Below are 15,758 nucleotides of genomic sequence, written 5' to 3' on the forward strand. Positions count from 1 at the left end.
CGGGTCCGGGCGGCACGACCGCACGGGAACCGTCCGGGTCCGGGCGGCACGACCGCACGGGAACCGTCCGGGTCCGGGCGGCACGACCGCACGGGAACCGTCCGGGTCCGGGCGGCCCGCGCGCAACGGCGCGGCGGGCCGGAGCCGCATCGGCGCGGGCCCGCCGGGCTACGACACCACCCGGCCCTTCCCGAGCGCGATCACCCCGTTCCTGGAGACCGTGTAGAGCTCACCGTCCCGCTCGGGGTTGACGCCGATCGTCGCGCCCGGCGGCACCTCGACGTTCTTGTCGAGGACCGCGCCGCGCACCACCGCGCCACGCCCGATGCGGACGTTGTCGTGCAGGACCGAACCCTGCACGACGGCTCCCGGGTCGACGAGGACGCCCGGCGAGAGCACCGACCCCGTGACCTGGCCCCGGATCAGGCAGCCGGCGCTGACGATCGACTCGCTCGCGATGCCCCCGGTGCTGAATCTCGCGGGCGAGAGCTGCCCGGAGTGCGTGTAGATGGGCCATCTGCGGTTGTACAGGTTGAAGGCGGGCCGTTCGGCGATCAGGTCCATGTGGGCGTCGTAGTACGCGTCGAGCGTCCCGACGTCGCGCCAGTACCCCTGGTCCCGGGTGGTCTCGCCCGGCACATGGTTCTCGCTGAAGTCGTAGAGCCCCGCCTCGCCGCGGTCGGTGAGCATCGGCAGGATCGAGCCGCCCATGTCGTGCACCGAGTGCTCGTCCTCGGCGTCCCGCTGGAGCGCCTCCACCAGGGCCTTGGTGGTGAAGATGTAGTTGCCCATCGAGGCGAAGACGCACCCGGGGTCGTCGGGCAGCCCCGGCGGGTCGGCGGGCTTCTCCAGGAACCCCCGCACGGTCTGGCCGTCGGACCCGGGGGTGATGACCCCGAACGAGGAGGACTCGGTCCGCGGCACCCGTATCCCCGCCACCGTCACACCCGCGCCGCTCTCGATGTGCTGGGCGAGCATCTGCCGCGGGTCCATGCGGTAGACGTGGTCGGCGCCGAACACCGCGATGTAGTCGGGCCGTTCGTCGTACACCAGGTTGAGGGACTGCAGGATCGCGTCCGCGCTGCCCAGATACCAGCGCGGGCCGAGCCGCTGCTGTGCCGGGACCGGGGTGACGTAGTTGCCGAGCAGGCTCGACATCCGCCAGGTCGTCGTGACATGCCGGTCCAACGAGTGCGACTTGTACTGCGTCAGGACGCAGATGCGCAGGATGTCCGCGTTGACGAGGTTGGAGAGCACGAAGTCCACCAGGCGGTACGTACCGCCGAAGGTGACCGCGGGTTTCGCGCGGTCCGCGGTGAGGGGCATCAGACGCTTGCCCTCTCCGCCCGCGAGGACGATTCCCAGTACCGAAGGCCCCTCCCCCAGGTCCCGGCTCCACTCGCCCAGGGGGTGTCCCGTTCGCCGCATGCCGCCGCCCCTCTACGCCCGCTCGGGCCGTGCCCGGTCGCCGGACAGGGCCCTGTTGCCGAAGTACGCCTCTCCGATGGTTACCCCGCTTTGAGGACTTCCTCGTACAACTGGACGGTCCTTCGGGCCACCGCGTCCCAGCCGAACTCCCTCACCGCGCGCTCCTGTCCGGCCGCGCCCATCCGCCGGGCGGCCGCGGGATCGGCGAGCGTCGCGTCGAGAGCGCGCGCCAGACCGGCCTCGAAGTCCTCGTCGACCGTCACCAGGACACCCGTCACCCCGTCCTCGACCACCTCGGGGATGCCGCCGACCCGGGACGCGACCACGGCCGTGCCACAGGCCATCGCCTCCAGGTTGACGATGCCGAGCGGCTCGTAGACCGAGGGACAGACGAACACGGCCGCGTGCGTGAGGAGTTGGATGACGTCCGGGCGCGGCAGCATCTGCGGGATCCAGTGCACCCCCTCGCGCACACCGCTCAGTTCCTGGAAGAGCTCGCGGAACTCCCGTCCGATCTCAGGGGTGTCGGGGGCGCCCGCGCACAGCACCACCTGCACCGCCGGGTCGATGTCCCGCACCGCGCGCAGGAGTTGGGGAACCCCCTTCTGCCGGGTGATGCGGCCGACGAACAGCGCGTAGGGGCGGCCGGTGTCGACGCCGATGCGGTCCAGGACGTCCGTGCCGTGGTCGGGCCGGTAGAGGGAGGTGTCGATGCCGTTGTGCACGACCCGCACCCTCGCCGGGTCCAGGGCCGGATAGCAGCTCAGGATGTCCTCGCGCATCGCGCCGGAGACGGCGATGACGGCGTCGGCCGACTCGATGGCGGTGCGCTCGGCCCAGCTGGAGAGGGCGTAGCCGCCGCCCAGTTGCTCGGCCTTCCAGGGGCGCAGCGGCTCCAGCGAGTGTGCGGTCATGACGTGCGGGATGCCGTGCAGCAGCTTGCCGAGATGGCCGGCGAGGTTCGCGTACCAGGTGTGCGAGTGGACGAGTTCGCGGCCTTCGAGCGCGGCGGCGATGGCGAGGTCCACCGAGAAGGTGCGCAGGGCGTCGTTGGCGCCGTCGAGCGCGGGCCAGGGCCGGTGGCGCGCGACGCCGCCCGCGGCGCCCTCGCCCCAGCAGTGCACGTCCAGTTCCGTGAGGGCCCGCAACTCCCGGGCGAGGAACTCGACATGGACGCCGGCGCCGCCGTACACGTCCGGCGGATACTCCCGGGTCAGCAGTCCCACTCGCACACAGAACCCCCCGTCGTTCCGGTCGGTGTCCCTCATGGTCACCCACAAGGAGCGCGCGGGGAAGACCACGGTCGTCAGGAACGAGGGGTCGTTCCCCGGCGTCCGGCGGGGAGCTCCGGCGGGCGGTCGAAGCAGCAGTCGCCGCACAGCCCGCCGCCGGGGAGGCGGTAGTAGAGGCAGCAGCTGCGGCGGCGGAGCGTGCGGGGATCCAGAGTGCCGGCGAGACCGGGCTCCGCGAGGAGACCCACCGCCAGATCGCGGGCCCGGTCGGCCACGTCCGTGCGGTGGTGGTCACGCGCCCAGCGGTCCAGCTGGCGCCAGGCGCCCGCCAGGGCCGAGCCCGCGTTCCCCCGCAGCAGACCCCGCGAGACGCGGTACCGCGACCGCAGGGCGGCCTCCAGCGGGCCGAGGTGGCCGTGGACGACCGTCCCGATCGCGCGCACGGGCAGGGCGCGCACCTCGGACAGCCACAGGTCGTCCGGAGCGCTGCCGTCCGGGTCCCAGTGCAGGAGTTCCGGATCGAGGTCGGGCAGCCGGCCGTAGAGCGCGGCGGCACCCAGCGCGACCGACCACAGCCGGGCCGCCAGCGCCTGCTGCGCCACCGACACCGCGATACGGGGCTCCGGAGCCCCGAGACCCTCCGCGACCTTCCGCACACGGAAAATCATCGGATCTCCGTAAACCTCTCCAGGGTGATCGACTTCAGGCTCCGCGTACGCGCGCGCCAGGGTCGGCAGCGGACCGCGCGGCGGTACACCGGTCCGTAGTACGAAGAATCCGCCGAGCGCGTCCAGCGCGGCGAGATCCGGGTCGAGGTCCACGAACAGCAGTAGTACCAAGTCCCCTAGGGGATTCCACCGGCGGGGCTCCCCCTCGTGCCGCCCACCCAGGGGAGGACACGGGGCGCGTCGTACTCCATCGGCAGTAGGACCCATTGCCTGCTCAGGGACGACGACGCGAAGGGCCGGACGAGGGATCGTAGTCATCATGAAGGCCGACCGTTCGCCGCACCGGGCACCGCGCCCACGCCGCACGCCGAGGAGAGACTCATGAGCGCGCTCGCGCTGTCCGTCCTGCTCTCCTTCGTCTCCGCCGTCGCGTACGCGGGCGGCGCGATCGTGCAGGAGCAGGTCGCGCTGACCTCTCTCGAGCAGACGTACGCCCCGCTGCGCCGTCCCGGCTGGTGGGCGGCCGTCGCGCTGACCGGCACCGGCGGTGTGCTGCACGTGGTGGCGCTCGCCTACGGGCCGCTGAGCCTGGTGCAGCCGCTCGGCGCGCTGACCATCGTGTTCGCCCTGCCCATGGCGGCGGTCTTCGTCGGCCGCCGGGCCGGAGCGACCGCCTGGCGCGGCGCGATCATGGCCACGGTGGGACTCGCGGTGCTGCTCGCGCTGGTCGGCCCGGCCGACGCGCAGTCCCTGAACACCACCCAGCGCACGGTGCTGGCCGTGGTGGCCGGCGGCGCGGTGGTCGCGTTCATGGTCGCGGGCCGCGCCGCACACCGGCACCCGGCCGTGCGCAGCGTGCTGCTCGCGGTGGGAGCCGGCACGGCCTTCAGCATGTCCTCGGTCTTCACCAAGACGGTCGCGGTGGACTGGTCGCACCACGTCTCGCTCGCCGACCTGCCGAGCCTCGTGCTCATAGCCGTCTTCGCGACGGCCGGGATGCTGCTGTCGCAGGCCTCCTACCGCGGTGGCGGCCTCGCCGCGCCGCTGGCCACGCTGACGGTCGTCAACCCCGTCGTCGCCGCCGCCGTCGGCATCACGATGTTCGGTGAGACGTTCCGCTACGGGGAGACGGGCACCCTGCTCGCCCTGGCCTGCGGGGTCGTCGCCGCGGGCGGTCTGATCCTGCTCACGACGGAGCAGATCGGCAGCACCCGCCCTCCTGCCGGGGACACCCCGGCCGAGGACAAGGGGACCGGGGCCGGTGAGGACGGTACGGCCCTCGCCGTCGCCGCGGCACCGGACGCCGTCGAGGAGCTGCTGCTCGCCGTCGTTCCCGTCCTTCCCGACCAGCCCGTCCCGCCGGCCCGCGCGGGCGCCGCCGGGCTCCGCGGGACCGGGAGCGCCGCGGGGCGGGACGAGGACACCCTCGGACCCGGCCCCTCGTCGGTGACGGCGGCGCCCCCGGAGAGCGCGTCACCGCGGGACGCGTCCTCCGGGGAACTGGCTGGATTCGGCCCCCTGTACGGGCCGTACATCCCGGCCACGCCGCTCCCGAGGCCCGAACGGGCCCGCGTCAGATCCTGACGCCGCCCGCCCGCAGGTAGGCCAGCGGGTCGATGTCGGTACCGAAGCCGGGCCCCGTCCGCACCTCGAAGTGCAGATGCGGGCCCGTGCTGTTGCCCGTCGAGCCGGAGCGGCCGATGCGTTGCCCCTCCGCCACGCTCTGCCCGTCCTTGACGGAGATCGCCGAGAGATGGCCGTACTGCGTGTAGCGGCCGTCGGCGTGCCGGATGACCACCTGGTAGCCGAACGAGCCGCCCCAGCCCGCGCTGACGACATGGCCCGCGGCGACCGCCTTGACCGAGGTGCCGGTGGGCACCGGGAAGTCGACGCCCGTGTGATAGCCCTTCGACCAGGACGCCCCGGCGGCGTGGTACTGCGTCCCCGTCGCCGCGTTCACGGGGGCGACCAGCGTGTGGCTCCTGGTGGAGTGCTCCGGGGCCGTCTTGTGCGGGGTCGCTCTCGCCCTGTGCGGGGTGCTCCGGTCCGCGGCGGGCTTCTCGGGGCGCGCGGGCGCGGTCCGGCTGCGGGTGGGTGGCTGGGCCTTGCCGTGCAGGTCCAGGCGCTGGCCGGGGAGGATCAGGTCGGGGTCGGAGCCGACGGTCCTGCGGTTCGTCTCGTACAGCCGCTGCCAGCCGCCCTCGACGTGCCGGGAGCCGGCGATGCCGGAGAGCGTGTCCCCGTGCACGACGGTGTACATCTCGGCCGTGCCCGCGTGCGACTGGGGTGTGGTCTGCGGCTTCACGTCACGGACGGACCGCTTGACCGTCTGCGGCGAGGCACTCGCGGACGCCGTCCGCGTGGAGCCGCCCGACGGGTCGACCGCGGGCGCGGCGCCGCCGCGCGTGAGTCCCGCGCGCACCGAACAGACCGGCCATGCTCCGGGCCCCTGCCCCTTCAGCACCTTCTCGGCTATGGCGATCTGCTGGTCCCGGCCGGCCTGATCCGCGCGGTGCGCGTAGACGGTGCCGCCGTACGCCTCCCACGTGGACTGGGTGAACTGCAGTCCCCCGTAGTAGCCGTTGCCCGTGTTGATGCTCCAGTTGCCGCTGGACTCGCAGGCGGCGACCTTGTTCCAGGTGTCCACGTCGGCCGCGTGCGCCACGCCGCTGGTGATGAGCGGGAGGGCCATTCCTGCACCGCCCGCCGTGACGGTGAGTGAGGCGCGGTTGATCCTGTTCGGCTGATACCGGCGGTGCCGGCCGCGTACGGCCATGTGGGAGCCCCCTCGACATGCGTCAGGAGCGGCAAAAGTAAACGCTCCGAACAGGCCAGGACAAGACGGCAATCGGCCGTGCTGCGCGCGGGGACGGAGGCGGGGGCGGGGCGGGAGACCCGAGAGGTCCAGGGGGCTCAGGAGGCCGAGGTGACTCCTGGTGATCAACTCGCGGTGGAGAGAGCGGCGTGCGCGTCGATCGGAAACGGCGGGTGATATCTCTCGTGTGGAGATCTTCCTCGCCTCGGCTCGTCGACGGCTGAGGCGTCGGGGGGTCGTTGTGCGTACACATCCCCGACGCGTCAGGATGGCCGGAGGCGACGGCCGCCTGAGGCGATACTGACGAGCACGACCGGCACTACCGAATACAGGACCTCTTACAGGACCTCTTAGGAGCCAACCGTATGAGCACTTCAGCCCAGATCGGCGTCACGGGTCTCGCGGTCATGGGGCGCAACCTCGCCCGCAACTTCGCACGCAACGGCTACACGGTCGCCGTGCACAACCGCACCGTGGCCAAGACGAACGCGCTGGTGGAGGAGTTCGGTCACGAGGGCGACTTCGTGGCCGCGGAGACCGCGAAGGAGTTCGTGGCCGCGCTGGAGCGTCCGCGCCGCCTGGTGATCATGGTGAAGGCGGGCGAGCCGACCGACGCGGTGATCCAGGAGTTCGCCCCGCTCCTGGAGCCCGGCGACATGATCATCGACGGTGGGAACGCGCACTTCGCGGACACCCGGCGCCGGGAGCGCGAGCTGCGCGGCCAGGGCATCCACTTCGTCGGCACCGGTGTCTCCGGCGGCGAGGAGGGCGCGCTGAACGGGCCGAGCATCATGCCCGGCGGCTCACCCGAGTCGTACCAGTCGCTCGGTCCGATGCTGGAGAAGATCTCCGCGAAGGCCGAGGACGGCGCCCCGTGCGTGACGCACGTCGGCCCCGACGGCGCCGGCCACTTCGTCAAGATGGTCCACAACGGCATCGAGTACGCCGACATGCAGCTGATCGGCGAGGCGTACCAGTTGCTGCGCGACGTCGCCGGATACACCCCCGCGCAGATCGCGGACATCTTCCGCACCTGGAACACCGGCCGCCTCGACTCCTACCTGATCGAGATCACGGCGGAGGTCCTGTCGCACGTGGACGCGGCGACGGGCAAGCCCTTCGTGGACGTGGTCGAGGACCGCGCCGAGCAGAAGGGCACCGGCCGCTGGACCGTGCAGATCGCGCTCGACCTGGGTGTCCCGGTCTCCGGCATCGCGGAGGCGGTCTTCGCGCGCTCGCTGTCCGGGCACGCCGACCTGCGGGCGGCCTCGCGCGGGCTCGCGGGCCCCCGGGCCGAGCAGCTCGACGAGGTCGACGCCGCGGCCTTCGCCGACCGGGTGGAGCAGGCGCTGTACGCGTCGAAGATCGTGTCGTACACGCAGGGCTTCCACGAGATCACCGCGGGCAGCGACGAGTACGACTGGAACATCGACCTCGGCGCGGTCGCCTCGATCTGGCGCGGCGGCTGCATCATCCGGGCGGCGTTCCTGGACCGTATCCGCGCCGCGTACGACGCCCGGCCGGACCTGCCGAGCCTGCTGTCCGACGACACGTTCGCGCAGGAGATCGCGGCGGCCCAGGACGACTGGCGCGAGGTGCTGGTCGCGGCCACCCGCCAGGGGGTGCCGACGCCCGGTTTCGCCGCAGCCCTCGCCTACTACGACGCGCTGCGGGCCGAGCGGCTGCCCGCCGCGCTGACCCAGGGACAGCGCGACTTCTTCGGGGCGCACACCTACCGGCGTACGGACCGTGAGGGCTCGTTCCACACGCTGTGGGGTGACGACCGCTCGGAGGTCGGTGCCTAGGAATCCGACGCGAGGAGGCCGCCCCACCCCGAGCTCGGGGTGGGGCGGCCTCCTCGCGTCGGTAGGGTGCCCGGGCCCGCCGGACCACCCGTCGCGGCGGCCCTGCTCAGGAAAGCGGCGGTCCGGGTTCCGGCTGCGGGACCGGCTCGGGCTGCGGCACCGGCTGAGGCCCCGGCGGCACCGGCTCCGGACCTGGCCGCGGACCGGGGGACGGCGGCGGAGAGGGTTCCGGGGTGGGGCCGGGGCCCGGGTCCGGCGTCGGGTCGGGGAAGGGGTTCGGGTCGGGGAAGGGCTGCGGGCGGTCGGGCCCCGGCCCGGGGGTGGGACCCGGCTTCACCGGTTCGGGGTGCGGTTGCGTCATCGTGTCCTCCAGCCAGTCGGTACGTGCCGGTCGGTACGTCCCTGTCGGTACGTCGGCTCTGGACTTGTCCCACGCGTACCCGGCCCTCGCGCGCCCACTCACCCCGTCGCGCGAGGTACGCGAGTCCTGTCAGCCGCGCGTACGGACCGGCCCGGTCCGTGCGCGGCGTACGGCGTCCGCTCCCGCGGCCAGTCCCGGGCGGGGGCTGGCCAGCACCGGAACCGTGGTCGTGGCCAGCCGCCGGGCGGGCGCCATGGAGGCCTGGGCGAGGACGATCACGTCGGCGCCGGTGACCGCGTCCGCGGACGCGGCGACCGCGGCGGCGAAGCCGTCCTGGTCCCCGGCCTCGAAACGGGCCCAGGCGCCGTCGGCCAGCAGGGTGCGGACCGTCACGGGCCGTCCCGCGGCACGCGCCTCGTCCTCGACGAGGGCGGCCGTCGGCGCCAGCGTGCTCTCCAGCGCGGCCAGTACCGCGATCCGCGGACCGGCGGCCACCGCGGCGGTGGCCATCGGACGGTCCACCCGCAGCACGGGCACCGTGGTCTGCGCCCGCTCGGCGATCCCGCCGATGGTCGAGCACGTGCACAGCACGGCGTCGGCGCCGGCCGCGGCGGCCCGGACGAGCGCCGCCCGCACCGCGCCCGCGACCGCGGCCGGACCCTCCGCACGGGCCCGGGCCAGCAGCGTCTCCTCCACCCGGTGCCGCAGTTCCAGCCCCGGATGGTCCTCGTCGCGCAGCGCTTCGAACACGGGGATGTGCACGGGCGAGGTGTGCAGCAGGGCCAGGACACCGGCCCCGGCCGGGCCCGGACGCTCAGGTCCCGGACTCGGGGACGGTGTCGGAGCCGCGGGGGGCCGGGGACGCGGGGGAGGCATCAGCGGCGTCCCGGGTGCGCGGTGTGCGCCACGTGCGCCACGTGCGCCACGTGCGCCATCAGAAGCGTCCGGGGTGCGCCTGGAGCCATTCCAGTGCCGCGTCCACCAGGCGCGGGTCGGCCGCCGGGGCCTCCTCGGGGTGACGCGCCGCCCACTTCACGACGTACGGGCACAGCGGCGCGACCACGACGCCCTCGCGGGCGGCGAGGGCGTACAGCTCACGGGCGAGCGAGCCCGCGATGCCCTTCCCCTCGTGCGCGGGCTCCACGATGGTGTGCACCGGGACGAGGGCGCGCGCGGGAGCCTCGAGGACGAAGTACTCGATGTGCCCCACCACCTCGTCCCCGGCGAGGGCCTCCAGGCGGCCGGCCGCCCGGTCGTCGCGGATCTCTGTGTCGCTCATGGGTACTCCCTCGGGTCCTGGTTCCTCGGCCCCGGCCCGGGGATCCGCGCCCGTGGCGGACCGCCCCGGACGCCCCGGACCTCCTCGGCCGTGGCTCAGACGGTGACCGCCTGCGGGCTGCGCTCCTGGTCCGAGCCCGGCACCGGTTCGGACGGGTCGGCCCCCAGGGCCACGATCCGGTTGTCGCGGTCCACGTGCACGACCCGCGGCCGCAGTGCCCGCGCCTCGGCGTCGGAGACCTGAGCGTAACTGATGATGATCACCAGATCACCGGGGTGGACGAGATGGGCCGCCGCACCGTTGATCCCCACCACCCCCGAGCCGCGCTCCCCCTCGATGACGTACGTCTCCAGACGCGCGCCGTTGGTGATGTCGACGATGTGCACGAGCTCACCGGGCAGCAGATCCGCGGCGTCGAGCAGATCGGCGTCGATGGTCACGGACCCCACGTAGTGCAGGTCGGCCTGGGTGACCGTGGCACGGTGGATCTTGGATTTGAACATGGTGCGCAGCATGAGGAAACTCCCCGGACGTAGGCTCCCTGCCCGCGTTCTCGCAGGTCAAGGGCTGTTTGCACACCTTACTACCTACCACCTCCGGCAGGGGTGGTGATAATTACTTACATTTGATTGATCAGCCTTGCCTGATAAACCTAATGTAAGTATCTGTGAAGGTGCGTACAGAAGCAGGTCACGGTCACGAACAGGTCCCGGAACCCGGGGACACCGCTCGGCTCGCCTCCTCCCTGCGTCTCGCGGTGGGGCGGTTGACCCGGCGGCTGCGTCAGGCCCACGCCGTCGGCGACGTGTCGCTCTCCGGTGTCTCGGTGCTCGCGCGGCTCGCCGCCGACGGTCCCGGCTCCCCGGGGTCCCTCGCCGAGTCGGAGCGCGTACGGCCCCAGGCGATGGCCGGCACCCTCGCCGCGCTCGGCGAACGCGGACTGGTCGGCCGCGCTCCCGACACGGCGGACGGACGGCGGATCATCGTGGCGATCACCGAGGAGGGCCGCGCCGTGCTCGCCGAGCGGCGCTCCGAGTCCGTGCACCGCCTGTCGGCCGCTCTCGACGAGTTCACCGAGCGGGAGCGCGAGACCCTCGCCTCCGCGCTGCCCCTGCTCGACCGGCTGGCGGAGCGACTGTGACCGTGCGCACGCCCGGCGACCGCGGCCCGGACCGTCCGCGCGGAGCGGGCCCGACCGCCCCGCGCCCGGTCCGGCGCAAGGACCTGCCGCCGGGCCCCGGCTACAAGTGGGTCGCCCTGTCCAACACCACGCTCGGCGTGCTGATCGCCACGATGGACGCCTCCATCGTGATCATCTCGCTGCCCGCGATCTTCCGCGGGATCGGGCTCGACCCGCTCGCCCCCGGCAACATCGGCTACCTGCTCTGGATGATCCTCGGCTATCTGCTGGTGTCGGCGGTGCTCGTCGTCGTCCTCGGCCGGCTCGGCGACATGTACGGCCGGGTCAAGATCTACAACCTCGGCTTCCTCGTCTTCGCCTGCGCCTCCGTCGCGCTCTCCCTCGACCCGTTCGGGGCCGCCGCCGGCGCGTTGTGGCTGATCCTGTGGCGGGTCGTGCAGGCGTTCGGCGGCTCCATGCTCACCGCCAACTCCGCCGCCATCCTCACCGACGCCTTCCCCACCCGGCAGCGCGGCATGGCCCTCGGCATCAACCAGATCACCGCGCTCGCCGGCCAGTTCCTCGGCCTCCTCGCCGGCGGACTGCTGGCCGCCGTCGACTGGCGCGGTGTTCTGGGTGAGCGTGCCGGTCAGCATCACCGGCACCGTCTGGTCGTACCTGAGCCTGCGGGAGACCTCGGCCGGGCGGCCCGGCCGCATCGACTGGCTGGGCAACGTCACCTTCGCCGCGGGCGCCGGAACCCTGCTGGTCGGCATCACCTACGGCATCCAGCCCTACGGCGCGCACGCCACCGGCTGGGGCAACCCGTGGGTGCTCGCCGGTCTGACCGGTGGCGTCGTCCTGCTGCTGCTCTTCTGCTACGTCGAGTCGCGCGTCGCCGACCCCATGTTCACCCTGGCCCTGTTCAGGATCCGGGCCTTCGCCGCGGGCAACCTGGCGGCACTGCTGACCGCGATCGCGCGCGGCGGGCTGCAGTTCATGCTCATCATCTGGCTGCAGGGCATCTGGCTGCCCCTGCACGGCTACGCGTTCGAGGACACCCCGCTGTGGGCGGGCATCTTCATGCTGCCCCTGACCCTGGGCTTCCTGATCGCGGGGCCCCTCTCCGGGTACCTGTCGGACCGCTTCGGGGCCCGCATGTTCTCGACGGCCGGTCTGATCGTCGTCGCGGTCTCCTTCCTCGGACTGCTCGCCCTCCCCATCGACTTCCACTACGGCACCTTCGCGGCGCTGCTGCTGCTCAACGGCCTGGGCCAGGGCATGTTCTCCTCCCCCAACACGTCCTCGATCATGGGCAGCGTGCCGCCCGAGTACCGGGGCGTCGCCTCGGGCATGCGCTCCACGTTCCAGAACTCGGGCACCGCCCTGTCCATCGGTGTCTTCTTCTCCCTGATGGTCTCCGGCCTGGCCTCCTCGCTGCCCGCGGCGCTCGGCGGCGGGCTCCGGGCGCACGGTGTGCCGGCCGGCGCCGCCGAGCACGCCGCGTCGCTGCCGCCGGTGAGCACCCTGTTCGCCACGTTCCTGGGCAACAACCCCGTCGAACACCTGCTCGCGTCCGGTGGGGCACTCGCCCACCTCTCGCCGGCCCAGCACGCGGCGCTGACCGGTCACACCTTCTTCCCCCGGCTCGTCTCGGGACCCTTCCACCACGGTCTCGCCATCGTCTTCGGGGTGGCCGCGGGCATGGCGCTCGTCTCCGCGCTCGCCTCGGCCCTGCGCGGCGGCCGCCCTTCCGCCCAGGACACCCGTCCGCAGGACCCGCCGCCCCTCACGGCCGGGGCGGCACGGACCGGGCGGGCCGGGCGGACGGGAGAGACGGGGTAGGAAGGACGCCCCGGAAGCACTCGGAAGGCGTCTCACCGGACCCGGCAGGAAGAGGATGCGTCTCCCGGGGGTTACCAGGGATGCACCGGGCGCCGGAGCGCGGCCGGGGCGCCGTCCTCGCGTCGCCTCGCCGGGTGCGTGTCGGTGTACGGAGCGAGAATCACGGAGTGACTGTGCCATCCGAGCCACCTGAGGGTTCCCTCCTGTCGGGGCAGACCGAGTGCGGCCAGAGCGCCCACGGTCCGCTGCGGGACTTCCTGCGCACCGAGACCGGCAGCGCCGCCGTACTGCTCACCGCGGCGCTCCTGGCACTCGCCTGGGCGAACATCGCGCCCGGCTCCTACACGTCCTTCTGGCACACCGGGCTGTCGGTCCGCGTCGGATCGGGCCAGGTGTCCCTGGGCTTGCGCGAGTGGGTGAACAGCGGCCTGATGACGCTGTTCTTCTTCGTCGTGGGGCTGGAGGCCCGCCGCGAGTTCGACATGGGCGAGCTGCGGGAGCGCCGGCGGGTCACCCTCCCCGTCCTCGCGGGACTCAGCGGGATGGCGGTGCCCGTCGCGATCTACCTGGCCGTCAACGCGGGCCACGCCTCCGCACAGGGGTGGGGCACCGCCATGTCGACGGACACGGCCTTCGCGCTCGGCATGCTGGCCGTCTTCGGCACACGGCTGCCCGGCAGCCTGCGGGTCTTCATCCTCAGTGTCTCGGTCGTGGACGACTTCGTGGCGCTGGCCGTCATCGCCTTCGCCTACAGCGGGGCGATCTCGGTACCCGCGCTGCTGACGGCGCTGGGCGTGTTCGCGGTGCTGCTGGTGGTACGGCGCACCCTCGGCATGCGGATCCCCGTCCTGTACGCCGTGCTGGGTGTCGCCATCTGGGTGGCGCTCCTGAAGTCGGGGGTGGACCCGGTCGTGACCGGGCTCGCGATGGGCCTGCTGACCTACGCCCGCCCGGCCGAACGCAGTGACCTGGAGCACGCGAGCAACCTGTTCCGGCGCTTCCGCGAGCAGCCGACGCCGGAGCTGGAGCGCACGGTGCGCCGGGGGCTGGCCTCGACGCTCTCCCCCAACGAGCGCCTCCAGCGGATGTTCCACCCGTGGACGAGTTATGTGATCGTGCCGCTGTTCGCCCTCGCCAACGCCGGTATCACCGTCACCGGGGACCAGCTGGCGCACGCCTTCACCTCACCGATCACGCTCGGCATCGTCTTCGGCTACGTCCTCGGCAAACCGCTCGGCATCCTCGGGGCCTCCCTGCTCACCACCCGCCTGAGCCGCGGACGCCTCAAGCCGCCCGCCGGCTGGGGTGCCGTCACCGCGGGCGGCACGCTGGCCGGCGTCGGGTTCACCGTCTCCCTGCTGATCGCGACGCTCGCCTTCCACGGCGACGAACTGGGACAGGCGAAGATCGGCATCCTGACCGCCGTCGCCGGCTCGTTCCTCCTCACCTGGCTGGTCACCCGGGTGATCGGCGCCCTGCCGCAGCGTTCCCGCTCGCGGGCCCTGCTCGGTACGTCCCAGGGCATCGTGGATCTCAGCGACTCCGTCGACGTGCGGCGCGACCACGTACGGGGGCCCCTGGACGCGCCCGTGACACTGGTCGAGTACGGGGACTTCGAGTGCCCCTACTGCGGACTGGCCGAACCCGTGGTGCGCGAGCTGCTCGCCGACTTCGGGGACGTGCGGTACGTATGGCGGCACCTGCCGCTGCACGACGTGCACCCCAACGCCCAGCTGGCCGCCGAGGCCGCCGAGGCCGCGGCCCTCCAGGACGGTTACTGGGAGATGCACGACCTGCTGCTGGAGCACCAGGGGGACCTGCTGCCCAAGGACCTGCTCCGCTACGCCAGGGAGATCGGCCTCGACACCGACCGCTTCCGCGCCGACCTCCGGGCCGGCGCGGGTACCGCCCACATCGCCGCGGACCTGGAGTCCGCGGATCTCAGCGGCGTCTCGGGCACCCCGACGTTCTTCGTCAACGGCCGCCGGCACCACGGCGCCTACGACATCGCCTCACTGTCGGCGGCCGTGCGTGCCGCGCGGGAGAGGGCGGCGCTCACCGGCGCCGGGCGGCCGGCCTGACACGCGCCGGCCTGTCAGCGGCCCGACCGGTACCGGTCGGCGTCGACGACGGCCTCAGGTGATCGCCGCCGCCCGGCCGGGTGTCCGCCGGGTCACCCCTCCGGGATGTCCGCGTGGAGCGCGAAGTCGACGTGCTCGTCGGGGTGGCTGCGGCCCGCCTCCAGGCTGCCCCTGATGCCGAGCTTCCTGCGGGCCCGCTGGTAGAACGTGGTGCCGCCGAGGCGGACCACATGGGCCACCGCGGGGCAGGCCGTCACGGTGATGCGGTCGCCCGCGTCGAGGTACTCGACCACCTCGCCGTCGACCTCGACCGCCAGCCGCCCGGTCGTGGGCAGCAGTTCGAGCACCACCTCCTCGTCCGCCGGCAGGACGAGCGCCCGGTCGAACGACGAGTGCGCGCTCGCCGGGACGACGAGGATGGCCTCCACCCGCGGCGAGAGGATCGGGCCGCCCGCCGCGAAGCTGTACGCCGTCGATCCGGTCGAGGTGGCGACCACGAGCGCGTCGGCGGCGTACCGGATGAACTCGTCCCCCTGGAGGCTGATGGAGACGGCCGCCATCCCGTGGCCCGGTACCCGCACGAGGGCGATGTCGTTGAACGCGCGGAACTCGCGGCCGTCCGGCAGCTTGGTCCGTACGGCCATCCGGGCCTCGGTGGTGAAGCGGCCGCTGTCGATGTGGTCCAGTGCGGGCCTGATGTCGTCCACGTCGATCTCGGCGAGGAAGCCCAGCCGGCCGAGGTTGACACCGAGCACCGGGGTGGCGGAGCCGGAGAGCAGCCGCATGGCGCGCAGCATGGTCCCGTCGCCGCCGAGGCTGACGATCAGACCGGCCCGCGCCACCAGGTCCTCGGGCGGCACGGACACCGCGCTGCACGCGATGCGTCCCACCTCGTCCGGCAGTCCCAGCACCTCGGTCCGGTGCGTACGGGCCCAGTCGACGACGGATTCGATGACCGGCCCCGGGTTGCGCCGGGGGTGCAGAATCAGGCCGATCGATCCGATCTGACCCATGAGGATTCCCCTTACGTCGATGCGACGGTCCCGAGTGCTCCATCATCGTCCCGCGGTGCGGCTCTCGCGCCGGTACGGAACGGACGGGGCTCGCTGTCCGCGCCGATGCCG

General features: G+C 72.9%; 12 protein-coding genes and 1 pseudogene. 5 read left to right on the plus strand and 8 right to left on the minus strand.

Features of this window, described 5'->3' with window-relative positions; all coding sequences use genetic code 11:
- Window positions 1-168: 168 nt before the first annotated feature.
- From glgC to OG776_RS09670, 3 genes are all read right to left on the minus strand, one after another.
- Entirely contained in the window at window positions 169-1,428 is a 1,260-nt protein-coding gene (glgC, locus tag OG776_RS09660; protein ID WP_148012535.1) for a glucose-1-phosphate adenylyltransferase, read from the minus strand.
- 80 nt (window positions 1,429-1,508) lie between these two features.
- Window positions 1,509-2,660, minus strand: a complete 1,152-nt coding sequence (glgA, locus tag OG776_RS09665; RefSeq protein ID WP_329323680.1) for a glycogen synthase — start codon at window positions 2,658-2,660, stop codon at window positions 1,509-1,511.
- A gap of 74 nt (window positions 2,661-2,734) precedes the next feature.
- The gene (locus tag OG776_RS09670) at window positions 2,735-3,499 is read right to left on the minus strand and encodes a (2Fe-2S)-binding protein (RefSeq protein WP_261994868.1); all 765 of its coding nucleotides are present in this window, start codon (window positions 3,497-3,499) and stop codon (window positions 2,735-2,737) included.
- Between the two features lie 210 nt (window positions 3,500-3,709).
- Here OG776_RS09670 and OG776_RS09675 point away from each other — a divergent pair, with 210 nt between their 5' ends.
- Entirely contained in the window at window positions 3,710-4,912 is a 1,203-nt protein-coding gene (locus OG776_RS09675; protein ID WP_329320110.1) for a DMT family transporter, read from the plus strand.
- Here the strand turns inward: OG776_RS09675 and OG776_RS09680 are convergent.
- Window positions 4,902-6,104 (minus strand): transglycosylase family protein, encoded by a 1,203-nt coding sequence (locus OG776_RS09680; RefSeq protein ID WP_329320112.1) that lies wholly within the window; start codon window positions 6,102-6,104, stop codon window positions 4,902-4,904. The two genes, OG776_RS09675 and OG776_RS09680, sit on opposite strands and share 11 nt — an antisense overlap.
- Before the next feature lie 404 nt (window positions 6,105-6,508).
- Here OG776_RS09680 and gndA point away from each other — a divergent pair, with 404 nt between their 5' ends.
- Window positions 6,509-7,948 (plus strand): NADP-dependent phosphogluconate dehydrogenase, encoded by a 1,440-nt coding sequence (gene gndA, locus OG776_RS09685; protein ID WP_329320114.1) that lies wholly within the window; start codon window positions 6,509-6,511, stop codon window positions 7,946-7,948.
- Window positions 7,949-8,438: 490 nt separating this feature from the next.
- On the opposite strand, the gene OG776_RS09690 is transcribed toward gndA, so the two are convergent.
- The 3 genes from OG776_RS09690 to panD all read right to left on the minus strand — a co-directional run bounded on the left by OG776_RS09690 (window position 8,439) and on the right by panD (window position 10,103).
- Complete coding sequence (locus tag OG776_RS09690; RefSeq protein ID WP_410093130.1) at window positions 8,439-9,071, minus strand: aspartate/glutamate racemase family protein; 633 nt, start codon at window positions 9,069-9,071, stop codon at window positions 8,439-8,441.
- Window positions 9,072-9,243: 172 nt separating this feature from the next.
- On the minus strand, window positions 9,244-9,588 hold the full coding sequence (locus tag OG776_RS09695; RefSeq protein WP_329320116.1) for a GNAT family N-acetyltransferase: 345 nt from the start codon (window positions 9,586-9,588) through the stop codon (window positions 9,244-9,246).
- A 95-nt stretch (window positions 9,589-9,683) separates the two neighbouring features.
- A complete protein-coding gene (gene panD / locus OG776_RS09700; RefSeq protein ID WP_148007391.1) occupies window positions 9,684-10,103 on the minus strand; it encodes an aspartate 1-decarboxylase in 420 nt (139 codons plus the stop codon).
- Between the two features lie 158 nt (window positions 10,104-10,261).
- Between panD and OG776_RS09705 the strand changes: the two genes are divergently transcribed.
- From OG776_RS09705 to nhaA, 3 genes and pseudogenes are all read left to right on the plus strand, one after another.
- Window positions 10,262-10,729, plus strand: a complete 468-nt coding sequence (locus OG776_RS09705; protein WP_329320119.1) for a MarR family winged helix-turn-helix transcriptional regulator — start codon at window positions 10,262-10,264, stop codon at window positions 10,727-10,729.
- A 152-nt stretch (window positions 10,730-10,881) separates the two neighbouring features.
- Window positions 10,882-12,553, plus strand: a pseudogene (locus OG776_RS09710) (MFS transporter).
- Between the two features lie 167 nt (window positions 12,554-12,720).
- Window positions 12,721-14,634, plus strand: a complete 1,914-nt coding sequence (gene nhaA / locus OG776_RS09715) for a Na+/H+ antiporter NhaA (protein WP_410093129.1) — start codon at window positions 12,721-12,723, stop codon at window positions 14,632-14,634.
- 92 nt (window positions 14,635-14,726) lie between these two features.
- Here nhaA and OG776_RS09720 read toward each other — a convergent pair whose 3' ends face one another.
- Window positions 14,727-15,647: an NAD(+)/NADH kinase gene (locus tag OG776_RS09720; RefSeq protein ID WP_148007387.1), complete on the minus strand. Its 921-nt coding sequence runs from the start codon at window positions 15,645-15,647 to the stop codon at window positions 14,727-14,729.
- Between the last annotated feature and the right edge of the window lie 111 nt (window positions 15,648-15,758).

This window comes from Streptomyces sp. NBC_01689 (assembly GCF_036250675.1).
Lineage (GTDB): Bacteria > Actinomycetota > Actinomycetes > Streptomycetales > Streptomycetaceae > Streptomyces.

Bases quoted from the DNA above. Each gene is read 5' to 3' on its own strand.
- OG776_RS09720 (WP_148007387.1), bottom strand. From the start codon at position 15,647: ATGGGTCAGATCGGATCGATCGGCCTGATTCTGCACCCCCGGCGCAAC.
- glgC (WP_148012535.1), bottom strand. From the start codon at position 1,428: ATGCGGCGAACGGGACACCCCCTGGGCGAGTGGAGCCGGGACCTGGGG.
- OG776_RS09695 (WP_329320116.1), bottom strand. From the start codon at position 9,588: ATGAGCGACACAGAGATCCGCGACGACCGGGCGGCCGGCCGCCTGGAG.
- OG776_RS09680 (WP_329320112.1), bottom strand. From the start codon at position 6,104: ATGGCCGTACGCGGCCGGCACCGCCGGTATCAGCCGAACAGGATCAAC.
- OG776_RS09675 (WP_329320110.1), top strand. From the start codon at position 3,710: ATGAGCGCGCTCGCGCTGTCCGTCCTGCTCTCCTTCGTCTCCGCCGTC.
- panD (WP_148007391.1), bottom strand. From the start codon at position 10,103: ATGCTGCGCACCATGTTCAAATCCAAGATCCACCGTGCCACGGTCACC.
- gndA (WP_329320114.1), top strand. From the start codon at position 6,509: ATGAGCACTTCAGCCCAGATCGGCGTCACGGGTCTCGCGGTCATGGGG.